We start from the raw sequence: 20,600 nt of genomic DNA, 5'->3' as shown, positions 1-20,600 counted from the left end.
TTTTTCGCGCTCCGTGAAACGAAGTATTGTCTGTTATTGCCGCGGCGCCGGGGGCTTGTCGACTGGGGCAACCGCCCTGTCGTCGGCAGGCTCCGCGCCGGTCCGGATCATGTCTTTGAGCCCTTCGGGGCGGGCAAGTTCATTTGGACAGCTGGCGCATGGCCTGCTCCAGGCCGCTTACGGTGACACTGTACATGCGATCCTGCATGATGTTCTTGATGATGGCGATCGACTGCCGATACGGCCAGTAACCCTCCGGCTCGGGGTTGAGCCATGCCGCGCGCGGCCAATTGTCGAGCAGGCGCTGCAGCCAGGCGGCGCCCGTCTCGGTATTGTGGTGCTCGACCGATCCGTTCGGATGAAGGATCTCGTACGGGCTCATGGTGGCGTCGCCCACGATAATCAGGCGCCAGTCGTCGTTGTAGGTGCGCAGGATGTCCCAGGTGTCGAAGCGCTCGGCGCGGCGCCTTTGGTTGTTGCGCCACAGCGATTCGTAAGGGCAATTGTGGAAGTAGAACACTTCGAGGTGGCGGAACTCGCTGCGCGCCGCCGAGAAAAGCTCTTCGACGCGGCTGATGTGGTCGTCCATGCTGCCGCCCACGTCCAGCAGCATCAGCACCTTGACAGTGTTGTGGCGCTCGGGAACCATCTGCAAGTCGAGAAAGCCCGCGTTGCGCGCCGTGCTGCGTATGGTGTCGTCCAGATCCAGCTCGAGCTCGGCGCCTTCGCGCGCAAAGCGCCGCAGGCGCCGCAAGGCCATCTTGAAGTTGCGCGTGCCCAGTTCCTGCTGGTCGTCGTAGTCGCGGAATTCGCGTTTTTCCCAGACCTTGACCGCGGTGCGGTGGCCAGCCGAGGGCCCGCCCACGCGTATGCCTTCGGGGTGGTAGCCGCCATGGCCGAAGGCCGAGGTGCCGCCCGTGCCTATCCACTTGTTGCCGCCGGCATGGCGCTCTTGCTGCTCTTCGAGCCTCTTCTTGAAGAGTTCCATGAGTTTGTCCCAGCCGTGCTTCTGGATGGCCGCTTTTTCTTCGGGCGTGAGCTGGCGCTGGAAATCCTTCAGGAACCAGTCCAGCGGGATTTCCTTGTCGGCGGGCAAGGCGGCTTCGAGTTGCCGGTAGAAGGCGCCGAAAGCCTGGTCGTAGCGGTCGAACAGGGTTTCGTCCTTGACCAGCGCCATGCGCGCCACATGGTAGAAGTCGTCCAGGGTGGGAGGCATGACACCCGCCCGAAGCGTTTCGAGCAGGGTCAGATACTCTTGCACCGACACGGGCAGCTTGTGGGCCCGCAAATGATAGAAGAAGTCCGTCAGCATGGCGCCGATACCCGTGTGTGAACCTTGGCAGGCATGAAAGGCATCCGGTCAGCGGCGGCTGGCGCGGCTGACGGCCGCCAGGCGCTGCAGCAGGGTCAGGTCCTGCTCGTTCTTGAGCAGCGCGCCGGCCATGACGGGAAGGTCTTGCGGGCTGGCGACCTGCGCCGCCGGAATCGATTCGCTCATCAGCAGGCGAAGCCAGTCGAGGAATTCGGAGGTGGAGGGCTTTTTCTTCAGGCCCGGCGCATCGCGCAGGGCGAAGAAGGTGTCCAGCGCGGCGGAAAGGACGTCCTGCTTGATGTCCGGAAAGTGCACCGACACGATGTTGCGCATGGTGTCCGGGTCGGGGAAGCTGATATAGTGAAAAAAGCAGCGTCGCAGAAAGGCGTCGGGCAGGTCCTTCTCGTTGTTCGAGGTAATGATGATCAGCGGCCGGTGCCGCGCCTGGATGGTCTGGCGGGTTTCATACACATGGAACTCCATGCGGTCCAGTTCGCGCAGCAGGTCATTGGGAAACTCGATGTCGGCCTTGTCGATTTCATCGATCAGCACCACGACCGGGTCGGGCGATTCGAAGGCATGCCACAGCACTCCCTTGACGATGTAGTTGCCGATGTCGCGCACTTTTTCGTCGCCCAGTTGCGAGTCGCGCAGCCGCGAGACGGCATCGTATTCGTACAGGCCCTGGTTGGCCTTGGTGGTCGACTTGACATGCCATTGCAGCAGTGGGCGGCCCAGGGCCGCGGCCACTTCTTCGGCCAGCATGGTCTTGCCCGTGCCGGGCTCGCCCTTGACCAGCAGCGGCCGCTGCAGCGACAGGGCGGCGTTCACCGCCAGCTTCAGGTCGTCGGTGGCGACATAGCGTTCGGTTCCTTCGAAACGTTCGGTGGCAGAGGGTTTGAATGTCATGTTGCTTCCGTTTTTTGCGGCGCGGCGGTCAGTGCCGCACCGCCTGGTTGAGTAGGGTGCATGGCAGGCTTGGCTTCAATTATCGTACAATCCAACGGGTTCGTCGGTCGCGAGCAAGCAAGGCCGGCTTTTATCTACTGCTAAAAGAGCTAATATGAAGTTGCGAACAAATCTGAAGCGCACAGCATTTGCGCTGGCCGTGACGGCTTTCTGTGGAATCGCGGGCCCGGCTTTGGCCGCCGATGCGCCCGTGGGCGACGCGCAAGCGGCAGTCGGTAAAGTGTCCATGTGCATCGGCTGCCACGGCATCAAAGGATACAAGGCCAGCTTCCCCGAGGTTTACCACGTTCCCATGATAGCCGGGCAGAATGCCGAGTACATCGTCACCGCCCTGCAGGAATACGCCAGCGGCGACCGCACCTTTCCCACCATGGAAGCCATCGCCAAAAGCCTGAGCCCTCAGGACATGGCCGATCTCGCCGCCTATTATTCCAGTCTCAAGTAATCCGGGAGCCGACATGAACAAACTGACTCTCGCCGTAGCGGCTTCCCTGTTCGCTGCTATGGGCGCATCCGCCCAAGCCGCCGACCTGGCCGCAGGCCAAGAAGCCTTCCAGAAGTACACCTGCGCCACCTGTCACGGCGCCGATGCCAAGACGTCCACGCTGCCCACCTACCCCATTCTGGCCGGCCAGCATGCCGACTATCTGGCCCACTCGCTCAAGTCCTACAAGCGCGGCCAGGCCGGCGCGCCCGCTTCGGCCAACGTGCGCAAGAACGCGGTCATGGGCGCCATGGTTCAGCAGCTCAGCGACGCCGACATCGAAAACATCTCCGCCTGGCTGGCCTCGCTGCCTTCGCCGCTGTCCGTCAGCAAGTAGGCGGCCGCCGCCGCTCGAGCCGGCAAGCCTGCCTTCGAGCTGCCCCAATGAAGAAACCGCCTCCTGCAGGCGGTTTTTTCATGGTGCAAGAAACGGCGACGTACTTTCTGCAAAGCACGCATTCATCGAGCGCTTTGCCCTGGCGAGAGGCGGTATGCGGTTTACCTTCCGCGTCATGCGGTGCTTCGGGCTTCCGAGTTTTTCTTGTTCGACCGGGCAGCAGGCGCACCACGAGGCGGGTCCGGGGCTGGCGCGGTCCGCTTCGTGTCAATACTAATTGCGTGTGATGCGGCGCCGGATCAGGTCTAGATAGCCTTCGCTGCTGAAGGCGGTGCCGAGGCGCTGCGCTTCCCACACCACTTCGCCCAGGCATTCCATGATTTCGTGTGCGGCGGCGTGCGGGTCGCGGGTGGCCAGCAACTGTTCGTAGGCCGCCTTGATGCCGGGCGGCTGGTCGATGGAAAGCTGCTCGCTGATGGCCAGGTGCATGGACAGATGAAGAAAGGGGTTGGTCTGGCCCGCCTCGACGGGAAAGTCGGCCTCGACCGCATCGGGGTCTTCGAGCGCGGCATGGTATTCGGGATGTTGAAGCATCCAATCGACCGCCATGCTTTCCAGCGGCGTCAGCACGCCCGCCCGCCTGTGCTTGAGCCAGGCTTCGGTGAAAAATCGGCGTACTTGCTCGCGAGAGGGGTTGAACATGGAAGCAGAGGCATGAGAAGGTGGGACACAAGCCATTTTAACCGCCGCTTCCGGCTCGCCTGCCTATGCCGTCTCCGGCCGGATATACCCGATGTCTGGACGGGCCGCCGATCCAATCCTTGCCCGTATCGCCTCTGCGGGTCTCCATGTGCGGCGGGATAGTCGTTAAAATGAGCCCAACACCCTCGAAGCCGGCGCTATTTCCTTTGTCTTAGTCTTATATAAGACTTGGTTTATAATGTTGCGGTTTCACTGAATCTTCCATTTTTTATGGAGCAACTGGAGCGTCCATGTCCTATCAGCACATCAAGGTCCCCGATGCGGGCCAAAAAATTACCGTAAACGCCGATTTTTCGCTCAACGTTCCGGATGAGCCCGTCATCCCCTACATCGAAGGCGATGGTACTGGTGCCGATATCACTCCGGTCATGCTCAAGGTGGTCGACGCCGCGGTTGAAAAGGCCTATGGCGGCAAGCGCAAGATCCACTGGATGGAAGTCTACGCCGGCGAAAAGTCCACCAAAATCTACGGTCCCGACGTCTGGCTGCCCGAAGAAACCCTCGAGGCCGTCAAAGACTATGTCGTCTCGATCAAGGGCCCCCTGACCACGCCCGTGGGCGGCGGCATCCGCTCGCTGAACGTGGCCCTGCGCCAGCAGCTCGACCTGTACGTCTGCCTGCGTCCCGTGCAGTACTTCAAGGGCGTTCCCTCGCCGGTCAAAGAACCCGAAAAAACCAATATGGTCATCTTCCGTGAAAACTCGGAAGACATCTACGCCGGCATCGAGTTCTCGGCCGAAAGCGCCGACGCCAAGAAGCTCATCAGCTTCCTGCAGAAAGAAATGGGCGTCGACAAGATCCGCTTCCCCGAAACCTCGGGCATCGGCGTCAAGCCCGTGTCGCGCGAAGGCACGCAGCGCCTGGTGCGCAAGGCCATCCAGTACGCCATCGACAACGACAAGTCGTCGGTCACCCTGGTGCACAAGGGCAACATCATGAAGTTCACCGAAGGCGGCTTCCGTGATTGGGGCTACGAGTTGGCCCAGAAGGAGTTCGGCGCGCAGCTGATAGACGGCGGCCCGTGGTGCAAGTTCAAGAATCCCAAGACCGGTCGCGAGATCACGGTCAAGGATTCGATCGCCGACGCCTTCCTGCAGCAGATCCTGCTTCGTCCGGCCGAGTACGACGTCATCGCCACGCTCAACCTCAACGGCGACTACGTCTCCGACGCGCTGGCCGCGCAGGTCGGCGGCATCGGCATCGCTCCGGGCGCCAACCTGTCCGACTCCGTGGCCATGTTCGAAGCCACCCACGGCACCGCGCCCAAGTATGCCGGCAAAGACTACGTCAATCCCGGTTCCGAGATCCTGTCCGCCGAAATGATGCTGCGCCACATGGGCTGGACCGAAGCCGCCGACCTCATCATCAGCAGCATGGAAAAATCCATTCTGTCCAAGAAAGTCACCTACGACTTCGCCCGTCTGATGGAAGGCGCCACCCAGGTTTCCTGCTCGGGCTTTGGCCAAGTCATGATCGACAACATGTAAGCTTGCGCCGTTCACACTGCTTTTGAAACCCGCGGAAACATCTGATTCCGCGGGTTTTGTTTTTTTGGACCGCCGCCGGCGCTGACGCTTGGCCGAATGGGCTATAATTTTTTGGTAACAATAACGATTTGCATTACGGGAGGGGGCCGCCTGTCACGTTTTTCTTAGGTCGATATGAATTTCCCCCACAGCAGCACCTCCACAAGCCGGTTCTCTCGTTTTGCGCGGGCAATCGGAGTCACTCTAGCCTTGGCCGCCGGCGCGTCTTCCGCAGCGTTTGCGTGGGACGTCCAGACCGCAAAGGGCGTCGTCCAGGTCGAAGGCACGCCGCAGCGCGTGGTCACCCTCAGTGAAAGCGCGCTCGATACGGCGCTTGCGGTCGGCATCCAGCCGGTGGGCACGGTCGCTACGCGCGGCAGCAACACGGTATCGGAATATCTTCAGCAGCGCGCGGGCAAGCTCGGCATCGTGGGCACGGCGCGCGAATACAACCTGGAAGCCATCCTGGCCCTGCAGCCCGATCTCATCCTGGCGCCGCAAACGCTATCGAGCGACGTCTACGCCAAGCTCAGCCTGATGGCTCCCACCATCATTCCAGACGCGGAATTCACCGACGATTGGCGTTTGATGGTGTCCACCTACGCCCAGGCTCTGGGCCGCGAGGCGCAGATCGACGAGGCTTATCGGAAGCTGGACGCCCGCATCGACGATCTGCGCAAGCGTCTGGGAGAACCCCGCACCGTCTCGGTCGTGCGCTGGATGCCGCAAGGGCCGATGATCATGTCGGACAAAGTGTTCACCGGCCAGCTGCTGCATTCCCTGGGTTTCAAGACTCCCGAACTGGCGGGCAAGCAGGGCGACCGGCCCCATAGCGACGTGCTCAGCCTGGAGAACCTGGGCGGCATCGATGCCGACTGGCTGTTCCTGGCCACGCTGAACAAAGAAGGCGCCGACACGCTGGCGGCCACCAAGCGCCAGCCCGCGTTCACCCGGCTCGCCGCCGTGCAGAACGATCATGTCTCTACGGTGGACGGCCAGATATGGAGCAGCGCCACCGGCGTGCTCGCCGCCGATCTCATCCTCGACAACATCGAACAGACCTTCCTGAACTGATGCGTGCAGCAAGCCCGTCCGCGGCCCTTTCACCGGGCCGTGCAGCCCTGGCCGCAACCATCGTACTGGCCTTGCTGGTCCTGGCCAGCCTAGCCTGGGGGGCCGGCAGCGTTTCGCCGCGCGAGGCCATGCGCGTGCTGGCCGGCCTGTCCCAGGATCCCGATGCGCAGTTCGTGGTGAGTCAGCTGCGCTGGCCGCGAACGCTTCTGGGCCTGGTGGTCGGCGCATGCCTGGGCGCATCAGGCGCCGTGCTGCAGGCCGCCACGCGCAACCCGCTGGCCGAACCGGGGCTTCTGGGCGTCAGTGCGGGAGCTTCGTTCGCCGTGGTGCTGGCGATCGGCCTGGGCGCCGGAGCCGCCACATTGAATCTGGGCGTGGCCATTCTGGGGGCGATGGCGGGCTGTTTTCTGGTGCTGCTGGTGACGCAGATGCGGAACGTGGGCGACGACCCGGTCCGCCTCGTCCTGGCCGGCGCCGCTTTCAGCGGCATTCTGATGTCGCTCAGCACGCTCATCCTGCTTTACGACCAGCGCACGGCGGACGAAATCCGCTTCTGGATCATCGGCGCATTGGGAGGCCGTCCGGCCGAGGCACTGAGCTGGAGCATAGCAGGCGCCGTGGCCGGACTGCTGGTGCTGCTGCCTGTGCTGCGGCCCTTGGCCGCCCTGGCGCTGGGAGAACATCTGGCGACGGGATTGGGCCATCGCCCGCGTGCGACCCGCATCTGGGCGCTGGTGGTGGTGGCCATTCTGGTGGGCACCGCCACGGCGGCCGCCGGGCCCATCGCCTTCGTCGGCCTGGTCGTGCCCTTCGTCGCCCGGCGCCTGGTGGGCACGGACATCCGCCGCGCGCTGGCCCTGTCGCTGCTGGCCGGCCCGGCCCTGGTGCTGTTTACCGACATCGTCTCCCGCCTGGTCGTTCGGCCCTACGAGCTGCCCATAGGAGTGGTCACCGCCTTCGTGGGCGCGCCCTGCCTGGTCGCCATCGTGCGCAGCCAGCGCCTTCCCGTCCTGTAGTGTCAACAGCGCATGAGTTCTCGCATTCCATCTTCCGCCGCCCGTTACGCGCCCCATGGCTACGCTTTGCTCCGTACGCGGGGCCTGCATGTGCTGGTCCATCGCCGCAGTGCCGGGGCGGCGCTGCTTATGTCCTGCGTCCTGCTGGCGCTGTCGGCGCTCAGCCTGTCGACCGGCGCGGCCGGCATGTCGCCGTTGGATGCGGTCCTGGCCGCGTTCGGAGCGGGACCCGACATGCAGGTCTTTCTCATCCAGCACTTGCGCCTGCCGCGCTTGACGGCGGGCGTGCTGAGCGGCTTTGCCTTCGGGGTCGGAGGCTGCCTGCTGCAGACCCTGGCCCGCAACCGGCTGGCCACGCCCAGCATCATAGGCATCGACGACGGCGCCAGCGCCTTCGCCGTGGCTTCCATCGTGGCCGTGCCCACTTCTCTCGCGCCTTCGGTTCTGGCGCTGTGGGGCGCGGCCGTTGCGGCGATACTGGTTTTTGCGCTGTCCGCAGGCGCCGGCGCGCGGGGGTACCGCTTCATCATCGTGGGCATTGCGGTGGGTGTGATGTTTGGCGCGATCACCAATCTGATGCTGGCTCGCACGGGGATAGACAGCGCCAACCAGGCCTATCCCTGGACCGTGGGCAGTCTCAACGCGAGGCCGGCCTTGTCGATATGGCTGCTCGCGGCGGGCCTGGCCGTGTGCGTGCCGGCCGCCAAGTATGCGGCGCGATCTCTGGACCCGTTGCGCCTGTCGGATGCGGTGGCCATCGGCTTGGGAGTCAGTCTGGCCCGCACCCGCGCAATGGTGCTGGTGTTGACGGTGGGGCTGACCGGCCTGGCCGTGGCCGTGGCGGGGCCGGTGGGACTGATCGCGTTGGCCGCTCCCGAGGCCGCGCGCCATCTTGCGGACGACAAAGGCGTGCCCGTGCTGCTCTCGGGCCTGGTCGGCGCGCTGATGATGATAGCCGCCGACTGGGTCGGCCGTACCTTGTTCGCTCCCATCGAAATTCCGGTCGGCGTCGTCACGGCGGTCGTCGGCGGCCCGTACCTGTTATGGATATTGCTGCGCAAACCCGGCAGGGGCATGACATGAAAGAGGAGTCTTCCTTGCACCCTATTTTCGACGCCGCGCGCGAGCGGAACGGCGCAAGCGCTCGCCTGCGGGCCAGCCGCGTGACGCTGGGCTATGACAAGACCCGCATCATCGAGGACTTGTCCGTGACCATTCCCGATGGGCTGGTGACGGCCATTGTGGGTCCCAACGGTTGCGGCAAATCGACGCTTCTTGCCGGGCTGTCGCGGCTGCGCAAGCCCAGCAGCGGGGCGGTGCTGCTGGATGGCCGCGTCATTTCGAGCTGTCCCTCGCGTGAAGTGGCGCGCAAGCTCGCTTTGCTGCCGCAGGACGCCATTGCGCCGGACGGCATGACGGTGGCCGAACTCATCCGTTTCGGGCGTCAGCCGCATCAGGGTCTGTTGCGGCAGTGGTCGCAAGAAGACGAGGAAGTCGTCCAGGCTTCGCTGCGCGCCACGGATCTGCTCGACCTGGCCGACCGCCCGCTGGAGGCCATGTCCGGCGGCCAGCGCCAGCGCGCATGGATCGCCATGGCCATTGCCCAGGCGACTCCCTTGCTGCTGCTCGACGAACCCACGTCGGCGCTCGATCTGGGGCACCAGATCGAAGTCTTCGAGCTGATACGCGGCTTGGCCGAGGCGGGCAAGACGGTGGTGATGGTGGTGCATGACTTGTCCAGCGCCTGCCGTTACGCGGATCATCTCATTGCCATGCGCGACGGCGCCATCGTGGCCGAGGGCCGGCCCCTCCGGATCGTGACGCCGGAACTCGTGGAGCGGCTTTACGGCGTACGGTGCACGCTGGTGCCCGACCCCCATACGGGCACGCCCATCATTGCAGGCCTGACCCGCGCGTGATCGGGGCGCTCATGTCAGCACGGCGTTTATTACTTGCATGGGTCATAAGATATATCGTAAGATATAATCTATGGACAATGACATAACCGGCGACATGCCGTCGCAAGGGCACGGGTCCCTTACGCGCGGACGCAAATTCACGGCGCAGGAGCTGTATCTGATGACGCTTGCCCTGCTGGAGCAGGGGCCGCGCCATGGTTATGAAGTCATCAAGGAGCTCAAGGCGACGTCCCTGGGTTTCTACAGTCCCAGTCCGGGCGCGCTGTACCCGGTGTTGGGCCAGATGGTGCAACAGGGCCATGCCCGGGTCGAAGCCGAAGGCAAGCGCAAGTGCTACATGCTGTCCGATTCGGGCCGGCGGTATCTGGAAAGCCAAGCCCATGCCGTGCAGATGCTCTTTACCCGGTTGCGCCATGCGGCAAAGAAGATGCTCTGGATTTCCCAGAACATGGACCCCGAGGCCGCGGCGCAGGCCACGGGCTGGCTGCCCGAGTTCGTCGAGGCGCGGCGGGCCATGCGTTCGGCCCTGTTTGCACGCAGCGATGCCGACCATAACGAGCAGCGGCGCCTGGTCGCCATCCTGAACAAGGCCGTGGCCGAAATCGAGCAGGGCGCCGCTCCTTCCGGCACACCGCCGGCAAATAAAAGCCGCGGCGCCTGTTGACCCCATCTCTTCCCAAACAAACAAGCGAACACCACATGACCCAAGCAGACCTGACCGTACAAAAACTGAGGCATCCCCTGAAGCTGCGCATGCTGCGGGTGGGCCGCATCACCGAGCTGACGCCTTCCATGCGCCGCATCACACTGGTGGGCGCCGATCTCGAAGGCTTTCATTCCGCTTCCTTCGACGACCACGTCAAGCTGTTCTTTCCCGCCGAGCCGGGCGCCGAGCTGGCCATGCCCGTCGCCGGGCCCAACGGCCTGCAGTTTCCGGACGACGCGCCGCGACCCATCGCGCGCGACTACACGCCGCGCCGCTACGATCCGGCGGCACAAGAACTGGACATCGATTTCGTCCTGCATCACAGCGGCCCAGCCACCGACTGGGCCATGGGGGCGTCTGTGGGCGATACCCTGGGCGTTGGCGGCCCGCGCGGTTCCTTCGTCATTCCGACAGGCTTCGACTGGCATGCGCTGATCGGCGACGAGACCGCCATGCCCGCCATCGGGCGGCGGCTCGAAGAGTTGCCGCAGGGCGCGCAGGCGCTGGTGATCGTCAAGATACGAGACGAAGCGTCGCGCATGGATTTCCAATCCCGTTGCGATCTGCGCATCCAATGGCTGGACGCATCGGATGATGGCATGGACGCCCTGGAGCGCGCTACGCGCGAACTGGTCCTGCCCGAGGGCGAGGGCTATGTCTGGGCCGCGGGCGAATACACCCCCATCCAGAAAGTGCGCGAGCACCTGGTCAATGAGCGCGGCCTCGACAAAGGCCGAATCCGCGCGGCAAGCTATTGGCGCAGGGAAGCTCCCGCGACCCACGTCAACTTCGAATAGGAGGCTGCGGCGCGACCCGGCGCCGTCAATGGCCGATTGATTTCGAGAATAAATTGACGATCATCACGCCGACGATGATGAAGGCCAGGCCGATAAGCGCGGCCAGATCGAGCTTCTGGCCGAACACCACATAGCCGATGATGGAAATCAGCACGATGCCAAGGCCGCTCCAGATGGCATAGGCCAGGCCGACGGGCATGGTCTTGAGCACCACGGACAGAAAATAAAAAGCGCTCAGGTAGCACAGCGCCATGGCCAGCGTAGGAAACAGGCGCGTGAACTGCTCCGACTTCTGCAGCATGGTCGTGCCTATCACTTCGAGAACGATGGCTACGCCCAGGGCGCCGTATGCGGCAATGATGGGTTTCATGGGCACTCTAACGGTTGCGACCGGGAAATTATGCCCTGATTTCCATCTACAGGCTCCACGGCCGCGCTGAGCCCGCACCGTCGGCTGTCCGGGGTAAGCCGTGCATTGTGCGGCGGGTCGTCAACCGGGCCCGCCCGACTCGCCGGGCGAAATGCCGCCCCGATCGTTCTTGGGTTCGAAATCGCCGCTGCCCAATTCGATGATTCCATCGGTAGGCGTATTGCGGGCTTCCTCCGCCGCGCTGATGATGTGTTCCCGGCCGCGCTCGAAAGCGTCCAGCAGCTTGTTGCCGCTGCCGTCTTCGGCATCGAAGGCCTGCAGCAGCGCGTCTCCCGAGATTTCGTACTGGCGCTTGTTGACGCCTTCGCCCCACGAGAACCGGACGTAGCCGTCCTGGTACTTGGCGCCGGTCATTTTGGCGAATTCACCCATTGCAGCCTCCTTGCATGACGGTTGACACACCACCCATGGTAGTGCCTTCGGCCGTCCGCGTGGAGCCTGTGCTTGAAAGAGGGTGTTACGGCCGGCTCGCGGGGCCCGAGCGGGCCATCCATGCAATGAGCGACGAGCGCATCGCTTCCTCTACCGACATGTCGATGGGATGCACCCAGTCTTTGGGAACGAACAGGGTATAGCCCCCTATCATGTAGCCCATGGGCAAATACACCGCCACCCGCTCGCCCGTGATGAAACCCTCGGGCAGGTCTTCCACGCCGTGACGGGTGACGAGCCCCACCAGTTCCACCGGCTGGTCCGGCAGACGCAGCAAAACGACTTGCTGAGTGCCCTGGGAACCCCCGCCGGGCGAAAAATAGTCCGCAAAACTCTTGACCGAGGAGTAAATGCTTTTTACGACCGGAATATTGTTGAAGGGCAGTTCGAAGATGATGACCATGCGCCGAATCCGCCGCAGCGACAGCAGATAGCCCAGGGCGATGATGAGCAATACGGCAACCGCCAGGCCCATGCCCGGCACATAGATGTCGCCGATGATCGGCCCCAGCAGCGTATAGGCCAGGGTCTCGCTCCAGGCGAGAAAGATGTACAGCAGGTATAAGGTCAACGCCACGGGAAGAATGGCGATCAGGCCGCGGATGAAGTACTTGGACAGGTTTTTCATGGGGCAGGATTCCTGGCGCGGCGTGCCGGCCGTCGCAAGCACGGAGGGTAGGGCGATTTTATCCTACTCGGGGCGATGCGCCTGCTGGTCCTGCGGCAAAAAAAACGGGCCTTGCGGCCCGCGAAGGTACTACCAGAGCATATGAAAGGGCTTGCCCGGCCGCCGTTTTGCCGACCGGACGCCTTTACTATAGCGGGATGAAAACGACGGTTTCTTGCGTTCCGTCAAGAAAAAGGCATTTTCGCCCGCGTCGGACGCGCTCCATCCCGCAAACAGGATTCGTTAAACTGCCGGTATGAAGACTTTAGGTTCGAATCACGGAATAGAGACCCTCGACGTGCGTGTTACCGGGCGCGTGCAGGGTGTGGGCTTTCGCGCCGCCACCGTGCGGCAGGCGCATCTTCTGGGCATTACGGGCTGGGTGCGTAATGCGCCCGACGGTTCGGTCGAGGCGCTGATCCAGGGCGACGCCGAGCAGGTCGACCGGATGCTGTCGTGGCTGCATCAGGGCCCGCCGTCGGCGCGGGTGGCCGAAGTGACGCACAGTCAAAACCACACCGAGCGGCACTTCGACAATTTTCAGCAGATATAAGTCTATGTCGCCGGCGGGGACGGTTACAGCTTCATCTGCTCCAGAGCCGGGGCGCCGGCGATTCCAAACGGGTTGGCCAGGGTTTCGGCGATCTCGAAGTGGTTGTAGCCCTTTCCTTCGATCAATTGCACCGGCTTGCCGGCCTTTTCGACCGCCGCGGCAAAATCCTTGGACTGGCGCATGAATTCCGGCGTTTCTTGGTCGCCGTAAATCAGCACCAAAGGCGTATTGAGCTTGTCCAGGTGGCGCTGCGGGCTCAGCGCCTGCTCCACTTCATCGGTGAAGGCCACGTAATTGCTGCGCGAGGACAAGCGCACGGGCTTCAGGTCGAACATGCCGCTGATCAGCACGGCGCCCTTGATGACGTCGGCCGGCACGCCGTATTCTTTTTCCCAATCGGTGGTCACCGCCACGCCGCCAAGATGCCCGCCTGAAGAGTGGCCCGACAAATAAATGCGGTTCTTGTCGCCGCCGAAAGACTCGGCGTTCTGGTACGCCCACGCGACGGAGCGAAGCACATGCTCGGTCATCGGCATGAGATTGCCGTCGTTTTCGAGGACATTGGTGAAGTCGGGAATCAGCATGTGGGCGCCCCGCGCCACGAAGGGCTCGGCCAGGAAGCCGTAGGCCTTGGCGGCGCCGGAGCGCCAGGCCCCGCCGTGTATGAAGATGTGGATGGGGGCGTTGTCTTGGGCGGCAGGGTAGAGGTCCATGGCCTCGACTTTCGACTTGCCATAGGCCAGGCGCTTGGGTTCGCCCAGCCGTGACCGCGTGATGTCGCTGTTGCTGGCATAGCGGCCCAGTACGGTCTTGATGTTGGGCGCATAGTTGACCTGATCATAGACTTTGTCCAATGTCGCCTGGTCGTAGTCGAGCCACACTTTGGCGTCGGCGGCCGAGACCGAGCCGGCCACGGCCAGGGCCGTGGTGGCCAGGCCCGTGCCGATGAGATGGCGGCGTCCGTGGTTCACATTGGGGTCGAAAGGCAAGGCCATGAGTGTTCTCCTCGTGTTGGTATGAGTTTGTGCGACTATAAGCTGATCGGGCTGCAGTCGCCGTAATAGGATTTTTCAATCGAAGCTTTTTGCCCAATATAGGTGCATTCCCTAAGTGTGTCATGTAAGAGAATGGTGCAAAATGCGGTTCATGCAGGTGAGGAGACAGGCCCTGCATGGGCATGCCGGGTTACGGCGCATAACAATGCACATAAAGCAGCACCCATAAAAAATAGAAACCACATCAAGGCCGGCGATTCTTCGCCGGCCTTGATGTTTTGACGCTAGTCTTTTTGTAGCCAGGCCGCCCCACAACCGGCAACCCGGGCAAAAAAGCAATTCATTGGGGCGGCAAGTGGGCGTGAGCCCGCGTAACGCGGGGCTTTGCGGCCGCCGTTATGAGCCCGGCTCTTCGTCGGCTCGCAGCAAGACCTGCACGGCGCCGGCGCCGCCGTCGCGCTCGTCGCATTCGGCATAGGCCATCACATCTTCGAGCTGGGTCAGCCAGCGCCTGACGGTTTCCTTCAGCACGGGGGCATTGTTTCTAGACCCATGGCCCTTGCCGTGCACGATGCGCACGCATCTGATTCCGTGTTGCAGGCAAGAGCGCAGAAAACCGTCCATGCGCAGGCGCGCTTCGTCCAGGGTGGCGCCATGCAGGTCCAGGCTTGCGCCGATGGGCCATTTTCCCTTTGCCAGTTTCTTCAGCAGGTCCGGTCCGTAGCCGGCCTGAACGAAATGGGAGGCGTCCGGAGCCAGGCGCGGCGAGGCATAGAGGTCGGAGATCGGCGCGGGTACGGCGGCCTCGGCGCCCGCGGCCGCCTGGCGTCTTTGCTTCAGGATGGGTGCGGACGCGGCCGGCACGGGGGGCAATATTGCCCGATTCGTGGGGGCCAGGGGGCGGGCGGACTTGACCGCCTGCCGGAACAGGGCTTTGTCTTCCGCTGTCAAAGGCTCGGTGGCGGTTTCAGGTCCGGCGCCGGCATCGCCCGACTCGGGAGGCGGCGCGCCCTCGCCGCTCTTCTTGTCCGAGGCGTTGCGGCGTTTTTTCCGCGGCCGCGCCGGAACCGGCGTGTCGGCCGCCTGAGCCTTCTGGCGCAGGCGCTTCAGGTCGGCCAGGCCGGGCTTGCTATTTGTCTGCATTCTCCAGCCAGCGCTGTGCGTCCAGCGCCGCCATGCAGCCCGTTCCGGCGCTGGTGATGGCCTGGCGGTAGACATGGTCTTGTACGTCGCCGGCCGCGAACACGCCCGGCACGGACGTCATGGTGGCCATGCCCTGCAGGCCGCTGCGGGTGACGATGTAGCCATTTTCCATGTCGAGCTGGCCTTCGAAGATGCCCGTATTGGGTTTGTGTCCGATGGCGATGAACACGCCGGTGACCGCCAGATCGACGGTCTCGCCGTTCTGGTTGTTGCGCAGCCTGGCGCCCGTGACGCCGGAATCGTCGCCCAGGACTTCTTCGAGCTCGTAGAACAGCTTGAGCTTCATGTTGCCGTTGGCGACCTTGTCCATGAGCTTGTCGACCAGGATGGGTTCGGCGCGGAACTTGTCGCGGCGGTGCACCAGGGTGACGGTGGAGCAGATGTTGGAAAGATAAAGAGCTTCTTCGACGGCCGTATTGCCGCCGCCGACGACAATGACGTCCTGCTTTTTATAGAAGAACCCGTCGCAGGTGGCGCAGCCCGACACGCCGCGGCCCATGAACGCCTGTTCGGAGGGCAGCCCGAGATACTGGGCCGAGGCGCCGGTGGCGATGATGAGGGCGTCGCAGGTATAGACGGCGCCCGTGTCGCCGGTGAGGGTGAAGGGGCGTTTGGAGAGATCCACGTTGGCGATGTGGTCGTGGATGAGTTCGGTGTCGAAGCGCTCGGCGTGCGCCTGGAAGCGCTGCATCAGGTCGGGGCCCTGCACGCCTTGGGCGTCGGCGGGCCAGTTGTCCACGTCGGTGGTGGTCATGAGCTGGCCACCTTGTTCCAGACCGGTGATCAGGGCGGGCTTCAGGTTGGCGCGCGCCGCGTACACGGCCGCGCTGTACCCTGCCGGCCCCGAGCCGAGAATGAGTACTTTGACGTGCTTGGGTGTGGTCATTGCAGAAAATCCGTAAAAAGACATCCAGCCAATTATAATGAGTCCATGGCTAGATTACCCGCTGCTCCTTCCCGCTCCTCGCGCAATGTACGCAACGGCCCTTCGCCGCTGCAAACCCGCCTCTCGGGGCTCGCGCGCGAAGCCCGCTGGATTCTCTTCGCCGCACTGGCGGCCTGGCTGGGCCTGGTGCTGGCAACCTGGTCCCCAGGCGATCCCGCCTGGTCTCATTCAGTCCATGCATCGTCCATCGCCAACGGCGGGGGCATGCTGGGCGCCTACGTGTCCGATCTTCTGCTGTTCCTGTTCGGTTATTCGGCCTGGCTGTGGGTGGTGCTGCTGGTGCATCGGGTGGTGGTGGGCTTCTACCGCCTGACCAGCGTCCTGCTGCCCGAACTCAAGGCTGAAACCCTGCCGCGCGTGCGCTGGGAGGTCGCCCTGGGCTTTGCGCTGCTCCTCATCGGCGCCATGGGCGTCGAGGCCATGCAGCTTACCCATGTCGGCGCCCATCTGCCCGGCGGGGCGGGAGGCGAACTGGGCAAGCTGCTGGCCGCCGGCATGGTCCAGGCCTTTGGCTCCACGGGCTGCACCCTGATACTGCTGGTATTCATGGCCGTGGGCGCCAGCCTGTTCTTCGGCTTCTCCTGGCTGCACGTGGCCGAGCGCGTCGGAAGCGCCATCGAGAAAGGCTTGCGCCGCCTGCTCGAATTCAAGGCCGCCCGCGAAGACCGCCGGGTCGGCGTCGCCAAAAAGGCCGAGCGCGACGAAAGCGTCGTGGCCAAGCAGGAACAACTGGTGCACGAGCAGCCCGTTCGCATCGAGCCCGCCATCGTCTCCGTGCCCAAATCGGTGCGGGTCGAGAAAGAAAAGCAAAAAACGCTGTTCACCGCTCCGGCCGCGCCCGGCGGGGGCGGAGGCGATCTGCCCGCCATCAGCCTGCTCGATCCGGTCACCGAGCAGGTCGAAACGGTATCTCCCGAAACCATCGAGTTCACTTCGCGCCTCATCGAGAAGAAGCTGTCCGACTTCGGCGTCAAGGTGGTGGTGGTCTCTGCCCAGGCGGGGCCCGTCATCACGCGCTACGAGATCGAACCGGCCACCGGGGTCAAGGGCAGCCAGGTCGTCAATCTGGCCAAAGATCTGGCCCGTGCGCTCAGCCTGGTCAGCATCCGGGTGGTCGAGACCATACCGGGCAAGAACCTGATGGGGCTCGAACTGCCCAACCCGCGCCGCCAGATGGTCAAGCTTTCCGAAATCGTGGGGTCGCAAACCTATTACGCCGCGCCGTCCCTGTTGACCATGGCGCTGGGCAAAGACATCGCCGGCAACCCGGTGGTGGCCGACCTGGCCAAGATGCCCCACCTGCTGGTGGCCGGCACCACGGGCTCGGGCAAGTCGGTGGGCATCAACGCCATGATCCTGTCCTTGCTGTACAAGGCCGACGCCACCCAGACCCGCCTCATCCTCATCGACCCCAAGATGCTCGAAATGAGCATCTACGAGGGCATCCCCCACCTGCTGGCGCCGGTCGTCACCGACATGCGCCACGCCGCCAACGCCCTGAACTGGTGCGTGGGCGAGATGGAAAAACGCTACCGCCTCATGAGCAAGATGGGGGTGCGCAATCTGGCCGGCTACAACGCCAAGATCCGCGAGGCCATCAAGCGCGAAGAGCCCATTCCCAATCCCTTCTCGCTTACCCCCGATGCGCCCGAGCCGCTCGATACCCTGCCCACCATCGTGGTCGTGATCGACGAGCTGGCCGACCTGATGATGGTGGTCGGCAAGAAGATCGAAGAGCTCATCGCCAGGCTGGCGCAAAAGGCGCGGGCCGCCGGCATCCACCTCATTCTGGCCACCCAGCGGCCCAGCGTCGACGTCATCACGGGCCTGATCAAGGCCAATATTCCCACCCGCATCGCCTTCCAGGTGTCGTCCAAGGTCGATTCGCGCACCATTCTCGACCAGATGGGGGCTGAAGCCCTGCTGGGCCAGGGCGACATGCTGTACATGCCGCCGGGCACGGGGCTGCCCACCCGCGTCCATGGCGCTTTCGTGCACGACGACGAAGTACACCGCGTGGTCGAATACCTGAAAGAGCAGGGCGAGCCCAATTACGTCGAGGGCCTGCTCGAGGGTGCGCTAGAGGGCGAAACCGGCGACGGTGTGAGCAGCGTCACGGGCTTTGCGGACGCCGAGTCCGATCCGTTGTACGACCAGGCCGTCGAAGTTATTCTGAAGAACCGCCGTGCATCCATTTCGTCGGTGCAGCGGCATTTGCGCATCGGGTACAACCGGGCCGCGCGCCTGCTCGAGCAAATGGAGCAGGCGGGTCTGGTATCGGCCATGCAGGCCAATGGCAATCGCGACATTCTCGTACCCGCCGGAGACGCTTCCAATGCAGATTAAACAGTTCTGGGCGGCGGCGGCCCTTGCGCTGGCCCCGCTCGTGTCCATGGCGGCCGCCGCGCCCGCGCAACTGAACCAGTTCGTCGCCAAGGTGGCCTCGGCCACGGGCAGTTTCAGCCAGCAGACCAGCGGCCAGGCCCAGGGCCGGCCCGAGCAGTCGGGCGAGTTTTCCTTCCAGCGGCCGGGCAAGTTCCGCTGGCACGTCAAAAAACCCTACGAGCAGCTCATCGTCTCCGACGGCGAGAAAGTGCTGCAGTACGACCCCGATCTGGCGCAGGTCACGCAGCGCTCGGTGGATCAGTCCATTGGCACTTCGCCCGCCGCCATCCTGTTCGGCTCGGGTTCGCTCGAAGATTCCTTCGTCGTCCAGTCCCTGCCCGACGACGACGGCCTGCAGTGGCTGCGCGCCACGCCGCGCGGAGCGGACGCCGGATTCAGCCACGTCGACATCGGCTTCCGCAACGACCTGCCGGCCCGCCTGCTGCTGCTGGACGCTTTCGGCCAGACCACGCGCATCGATCTCTCCGATATCAAGGCCAATCCCGAGCTGCCCGCGTCCCTGTTCCAGTTCAAGCCGCCGGCCGACGTCGACGTCGTCAAGATGCAGTAGGGCCTGTTAACACTAAAAGGGCAGTTGCATGGCCGATCTTTTTTCACAAGAGCCGGTGGCGCCGCTTGCCGAGGCATTGCGGCCCCAGACTCTGGACGAGGTCATCGGGCAGTCGCATCTGCTGGGCGAGGGCAAGCCCCTTCGGCTGGCCTTCCAGTCGGGCAAGCCGCATTCGATGATATTGTGGGGCCCGCCGGGCGTGGGCAAGACCACGCTGGCGCGGCTCACGGCCAAGGCCTTCGATTGCGAATTCATCGCCCTGTCGGCCGTCTTCTCGGGTGTCAAGGACATCCGCATGGCCATGGAGCAGGCCCAGCACAACCTGGCGCTGGGCAAGCAGACCATTCTCTTCGTCGATGAGATCCACCGCTTCAACAAGTCGCAGCAGGACGCCCTGCTGCCCTATGCCGAGTCGGGGCTGGTCACCTTCATCGGCGCGACCACCGAGAACCCGTCCTTCGAAGTCAATTCGGCCCTGTTGTCGCGGGCGCAGGTATACGTGCTCAAATCGCTCAGCGACGAAGAGCTGCGGCAGCTTTTCGACAAGGCGGCGCAAACCGAGTCGCTGAGGCATCTCAGTTTTGACGAGCTGGCCATCGACACCCTCATCGGCTATGCCGACGGCGACGCCCGGCGTTTCCTGAACCTGCTCGAACAATCCGGCACGGCAGCCCAGGCCAGCGGCGCCACCCGCATCGATGCCGCTTTCATCGAGAACGCCCTGACGCTCAATGCCCGGCGCTTCGACAAGGGCGGCGACAGCTTCTACGACCAGATCTCCGCGCTGCACAAGTCTGTCAGGGGCTCGGACCCGGACGCGTCCCTGTACTGGCTGTGCCGCATGTTGGACGGCGGCGCGGATCCGCGCTATCTGTCCCGGCGCATCATCCGCATGGCGTGGGAGGATATCGGGCTGGCCGACCCGCGCGCCCTTCAGATCGCCAACGACGCGGCGCAGACCTACGAGCGCCTGGGTTCGCCCGAAGGCGAGCTGGCCCTGGCGCAGGCGGTGATCTATCTTGCGGTGGCGGCCAAGAGCAACGCCGGCTACATGGCCTATAACCAGGCGCGCGCCTTCATCAAGAAGGACAAGAGCCGCGAAGTGCCCGTGCATTTGCGCAATGCGCCCACCAAGCTGATGAAAGAGCTGGGCCATGGGCGCGAATACCGCTATGCGCACGACGAGCCGCATGGCTATGCGGCGGGCGAAACCTATTTGCCCGACGGCATGCCGGCGCCGGGCTGGTATCGGCCGGTGGCGCGCGGCCTGGAGTCGAAAATCGCCGATAAGCTGGCTTTTCTCAAAAGCCTCGACGACGAGGCGGGCGGGAAGGGCGGCGCCTGAGCGGTTCGGAAAGGCCGCGGCGTTTCCGCGGGCATCGTGTCGCAAGGGTAAAATCTTAACAACCAACCATTTAAATGGTTGGTTGTTAAAAAGGTAATAGATGCGTCGAGCAGCGCCGGCGCTTCTTTCGTATGTGCTGTTTAAGCGGGCCGAAGGCGCCCGTTTTCTTTA

At 63.7% G+C, this 20,600-nt stretch carries 22 protein-coding genes; 13 read left to right on the top strand and 9 right to left on the bottom strand.

Annotation, left to right across the window (positions count from 1 at the left end; translation table 11 throughout):
* Positions 1 to 139 precede the first annotated feature (139 nt).
* Positions 140 to 1,312 (bottom strand): vWA domain-containing protein, encoded by a 1,173-nt coding sequence (locus CSC67_RS11760; RefSeq protein ID WP_118994700.1) that lies wholly within the window; start codon positions 1,310 to 1,312, stop codon positions 140 to 142.
* A 48-nt stretch (positions 1,313 to 1,360) separates the two neighbouring features.
* Complete coding sequence (locus tag CSC67_RS11755) at positions 1,361 to 2,221, bottom strand: AAA family ATPase (protein ID WP_118994699.1); 861 nt, start codon at positions 2,219 to 2,221, stop codon at positions 1,361 to 1,363.
* 154 nt (positions 2,222 to 2,375) lie between these two features.
* Here CSC67_RS11755 and CSC67_RS11750 point away from each other — a divergent pair, with 154 nt between their 5' ends.
* Entirely contained in the window at positions 2,376 to 2,726 is a 351-nt protein-coding gene (locus CSC67_RS11750) for a c-type cytochrome (RefSeq protein ID WP_118994698.1), read from the top strand.
* 13 nt (positions 2,727 to 2,739) lie between these two features.
* Positions 2,740 to 3,102, top strand: coding sequence for a c-type cytochrome (locus tag CSC67_RS11745; protein ID WP_118994697.1), 363 nt, complete (start codon positions 2,740 to 2,742; stop codon positions 3,100 to 3,102).
* Positions 3,103 to 3,375: 273 nt separating this feature from the next.
* On the opposite strand, the gene CSC67_RS11740 is transcribed toward CSC67_RS11745, so the two are convergent.
* Positions 3,376 to 3,804 (bottom strand): DUF1841 family protein, encoded by a 429-nt coding sequence (locus CSC67_RS11740; protein WP_118994696.1) that lies wholly within the window; start codon positions 3,802 to 3,804, stop codon positions 3,376 to 3,378.
* Positions 3,805 to 4,094: 290 nt separating this feature from the next.
* Between CSC67_RS11740 and icd the strand changes: the two genes are divergently transcribed.
* The 7 genes from icd (at position 4,095) to CSC67_RS11705 (ending at position 10,902) form a co-directional block, all read left to right on the top strand.
* Entirely contained in the window at positions 4,095 to 5,351 is a 1,257-nt protein-coding gene (gene icd / locus CSC67_RS11735; RefSeq protein WP_118994695.1) for an NADP-dependent isocitrate dehydrogenase, read from the top strand.
* Positions 5,352 to 5,600: 249 nt separating this feature from the next.
* A complete protein-coding gene (locus CSC67_RS11730; protein ID WP_209304313.1) occupies positions 5,601 to 6,464 on the top strand; it encodes an ABC transporter substrate-binding protein in 864 nt (287 codons plus the stop codon).
* Positions 6,464 to 7,480 carry a FecCD family ABC transporter permease gene (locus tag CSC67_RS11725; protein ID WP_118994693.1) on the top strand — a complete coding sequence of 339 codons (1,017 nt, stop codon included), beginning with the start codon at positions 6,464 to 6,466 and terminating at the stop codon, positions 7,478 to 7,480. The genes CSC67_RS11730 and CSC67_RS11725 overlap by 1 nt, the downstream gene beginning before the upstream one ends.
* A gap of 12 nt (positions 7,481 to 7,492) precedes the next feature.
* Entirely contained in the window at positions 7,493 to 8,563 is a 1,071-nt protein-coding gene (locus CSC67_RS11720; RefSeq protein WP_118994692.1) for a FecCD family ABC transporter permease, read from the top strand.
* The gene (locus CSC67_RS11715) at positions 8,560 to 9,399 is read left to right on the top strand and encodes an ABC transporter ATP-binding protein (RefSeq protein ID WP_118994691.1); all 840 of its coding nucleotides are present in this window, start codon (positions 8,560 to 8,562) and stop codon (positions 9,397 to 9,399) included. Before CSC67_RS11720 ends, CSC67_RS11715 begins: the two co-directional genes overlap by 4 nt.
* Before the next feature lie 70 nt (positions 9,400 to 9,469).
* On the top strand, positions 9,470 to 10,063 hold the full coding sequence (locus CSC67_RS11710) for a PadR family transcriptional regulator (protein WP_118994690.1): 594 nt from the start codon (positions 9,470 to 9,472) through the stop codon (positions 10,061 to 10,063).
* A 35-nt stretch (positions 10,064 to 10,098) separates the two neighbouring features.
* Positions 10,099 to 10,902, top strand: coding sequence for a siderophore-interacting protein (locus CSC67_RS11705; protein ID WP_118994689.1), 804 nt, complete (start codon positions 10,099 to 10,101; stop codon positions 10,900 to 10,902).
* A gap of 25 nt (positions 10,903 to 10,927) precedes the next feature.
* Here the strand turns inward: CSC67_RS11705 and CSC67_RS11700 are convergent, their stop codons facing one another.
* The 3 genes from CSC67_RS11700 to CSC67_RS11690 all read right to left on the bottom strand — a co-directional run bounded on the left by CSC67_RS11700 (position 10,928) and on the right by CSC67_RS11690 (position 12,392).
* Complete coding sequence (locus tag CSC67_RS11700; RefSeq protein ID WP_118994688.1) at positions 10,928 to 11,272, bottom strand: SMR family transporter; 345 nt, start codon at positions 11,270 to 11,272, stop codon at positions 10,928 to 10,930.
* A gap of 120 nt (positions 11,273 to 11,392) precedes the next feature.
* Positions 11,393 to 11,704, bottom strand: a complete 312-nt coding sequence (locus CSC67_RS11695; RefSeq protein WP_118994687.1) for a DUF1488 family protein — start codon at positions 11,702 to 11,704, stop codon at positions 11,393 to 11,395.
* 85 nt (positions 11,705 to 11,789) lie between these two features.
* Entirely contained in the window at positions 11,790 to 12,392 is a 603-nt protein-coding gene (locus CSC67_RS11690; RefSeq protein WP_118994686.1) for a DUF502 domain-containing protein, read from the bottom strand.
* 295 nt (positions 12,393 to 12,687) lie between these two features.
* Here CSC67_RS11690 and CSC67_RS11685 point away from each other — a divergent pair, with 295 nt between their 5' ends.
* Positions 12,688 to 12,984, top strand: a complete 297-nt coding sequence (locus tag CSC67_RS11685) for an acylphosphatase (protein ID WP_118994685.1) — start codon at positions 12,688 to 12,690, stop codon at positions 12,982 to 12,984.
* A gap of 23 nt (positions 12,985 to 13,007) precedes the next feature.
* Here the strand turns inward: CSC67_RS11685 and CSC67_RS11680 are convergent, their stop codons facing one another.
* From CSC67_RS11680 to trxB, 3 genes are all read right to left on the bottom strand, one after another.
* The gene (locus CSC67_RS11680; protein WP_118994684.1) at positions 13,008 to 13,979 is read right to left on the bottom strand and encodes an alpha/beta hydrolase; all 972 of its coding nucleotides are present in this window, start codon (positions 13,977 to 13,979) and stop codon (positions 13,008 to 13,010) included.
* Positions 13,980 to 14,375: 396 nt separating this feature from the next.
* Positions 14,376 to 15,122 carry a Smr/MutS family protein gene (locus CSC67_RS11675; protein ID WP_167752865.1) on the bottom strand — a complete coding sequence of 249 codons (747 nt, stop codon included), beginning with the start codon at positions 15,120 to 15,122 and terminating at the stop codon, positions 14,376 to 14,378.
* Positions 15,109 to 16,068 carry a thioredoxin-disulfide reductase gene (gene trxB, locus CSC67_RS11670; protein WP_118994682.1) on the bottom strand — a complete coding sequence of 320 codons (960 nt, stop codon included), beginning with the start codon at positions 16,066 to 16,068 and terminating at the stop codon, positions 15,109 to 15,111. Before trxB ends, CSC67_RS11675 begins: the two co-directional genes overlap by 14 nt.
* A 45-nt stretch (positions 16,069 to 16,113) precedes the next feature.
* Here trxB and CSC67_RS11665 point away from each other — a divergent pair, with 45 nt between their 5' ends.
* The 3 genes from CSC67_RS11665 to CSC67_RS11655 are packed head-to-tail and all read left to right on the top strand — an operon-like array spanning position 16,114 to position 20,429.
* The gene (locus CSC67_RS11665) at positions 16,114 to 18,474 is read left to right on the top strand and encodes a DNA translocase FtsK (RefSeq protein ID WP_118994681.1); all 2,361 of its coding nucleotides are present in this window, start codon (positions 16,114 to 16,116) and stop codon (positions 18,472 to 18,474) included.
* Positions 18,464 to 19,084, top strand: coding sequence for an outer membrane lipoprotein chaperone LolA (gene lolA, locus CSC67_RS11660; protein WP_118994680.1), 621 nt, complete (start codon positions 18,464 to 18,466; stop codon positions 19,082 to 19,084). Before CSC67_RS11665 ends, lolA begins: the two co-directional genes overlap by 11 nt.
* Before the next feature lie 28 nt (positions 19,085 to 19,112).
* Entirely contained in the window at positions 19,113 to 20,429 is a 1,317-nt protein-coding gene (locus tag CSC67_RS11655; RefSeq protein ID WP_118994679.1) for a replication-associated recombination protein A, read from the top strand.
* Positions 20,430 to 20,600 lie beyond the last annotated feature (171 nt).

This window comes from Pusillimonas caeni (assembly GCF_003545815.1).
Taxonomy (GTDB): Bacteria; Pseudomonadota; Gammaproteobacteria; order Burkholderiales; family Burkholderiaceae_B; genus Pusillimonas; species Pusillimonas caeni.
The sequence above is the reverse complement of the archived record's forward strand: the minus strand, read 5'-3'. Positions and strand labels throughout refer to the sequence as shown.

What these genes read in the sequence shown, in the direction of transcription:
- CSC67_RS11675 (WP_167752865.1), bottom strand. Translation starts at nt 15,122, where the DNA reads ATGCAGACAAATAGCAAGCCCGGCCTGGCCGACCTGAAGCGCCTGCGC.
- lolA (WP_118994680.1), top strand. Translation starts at nt 18,464, where the DNA reads ATGCAGATTAAACAGTTCTGGGCGGCGGCGGCCCTTGCGCTGGCCCCG.
- CSC67_RS11680 (WP_118994684.1), bottom strand. Translation starts at nt 13,979, where the DNA reads ATGGCCTTGCCTTTCGACCCCAATGTGAACCACGGACGCCGCCATCTC.
- CSC67_RS11655 (WP_118994679.1), top strand. Translation starts at nt 19,113, where the DNA reads ATGGCCGATCTTTTTTCACAAGAGCCGGTGGCGCCGCTTGCCGAGGCA.
- CSC67_RS11710 (WP_118994690.1), top strand. Translation starts at nt 9,470, where the DNA reads ATGGACAATGACATAACCGGCGACATGCCGTCGCAAGGGCACGGGTCC.
- CSC67_RS11760 (WP_118994700.1), bottom strand. Translation starts at nt 1,312, where the DNA reads ATGCTGACGGACTTCTTCTATCATTTGCGGGCCCACAAGCTGCCCGTG.
- CSC67_RS11695 (WP_118994687.1), bottom strand. Translation starts at nt 11,704, where the DNA reads ATGGGTGAATTCGCCAAAATGACCGGCGCCAAGTACCAGGACGGCTAC.
- CSC67_RS11755 (WP_118994699.1), bottom strand. Translation starts at nt 2,221, where the DNA reads ATGACATTCAAACCCTCTGCCACCGAACGTTTCGAAGGAACCGAACGC.
- CSC67_RS11705 (WP_118994689.1), top strand. Translation starts at nt 10,099, where the DNA reads ATGACCCAAGCAGACCTGACCGTACAAAAACTGAGGCATCCCCTGAAG.
- CSC67_RS11690 (WP_118994686.1), bottom strand. Translation starts at nt 12,392, where the DNA reads ATGAAAAACCTGTCCAAGTACTTCATCCGCGGCCTGATCGCCATTCTT.
- CSC67_RS11665 (WP_118994681.1), top strand. Translation starts at nt 16,114, where the DNA reads ATGGCTAGATTACCCGCTGCTCCTTCCCGCTCCTCGCGCAATGTACGC.
- CSC67_RS11715 (WP_118994691.1), top strand. Translation starts at nt 8,560, where the DNA reads ATGAAAGAGGAGTCTTCCTTGCACCCTATTTTCGACGCCGCGCGCGAG.
- trxB (WP_118994682.1), bottom strand. Translation starts at nt 16,068, where the DNA reads ATGACCACACCCAAGCACGTCAAAGTACTCATTCTCGGCTCGGGGCCG.
- CSC67_RS11725 (WP_118994693.1), top strand. Translation starts at nt 6,464, where the DNA reads ATGCGTGCAGCAAGCCCGTCCGCGGCCCTTTCACCGGGCCGTGCAGCC.
- CSC67_RS11750 (WP_118994698.1), top strand. Translation starts at nt 2,376, where the DNA reads ATGAAGTTGCGAACAAATCTGAAGCGCACAGCATTTGCGCTGGCCGTG.
- icd (WP_118994695.1), top strand. Translation starts at nt 4,095, where the DNA reads ATGTCCTATCAGCACATCAAGGTCCCCGATGCGGGCCAAAAAATTACC.
- CSC67_RS11740 (WP_118994696.1), bottom strand. Translation starts at nt 3,804, where the DNA reads ATGTTCAACCCCTCTCGCGAGCAAGTACGCCGATTTTTCACCGAAGCC.
- CSC67_RS11720 (WP_118994692.1), top strand. Translation starts at nt 7,493, where the DNA reads ATGAGTTCTCGCATTCCATCTTCCGCCGCCCGTTACGCGCCCCATGGC.
- CSC67_RS11700 (WP_118994688.1), bottom strand. Translation starts at nt 11,272, where the DNA reads ATGAAACCCATCATTGCCGCATACGGCGCCCTGGGCGTAGCCATCGTT.
- CSC67_RS11745 (WP_118994697.1), top strand. Translation starts at nt 2,740, where the DNA reads ATGAACAAACTGACTCTCGCCGTAGCGGCTTCCCTGTTCGCTGCTATG.
- CSC67_RS11685 (WP_118994685.1), top strand. Translation starts at nt 12,688, where the DNA reads ATGAAGACTTTAGGTTCGAATCACGGAATAGAGACCCTCGACGTGCGT.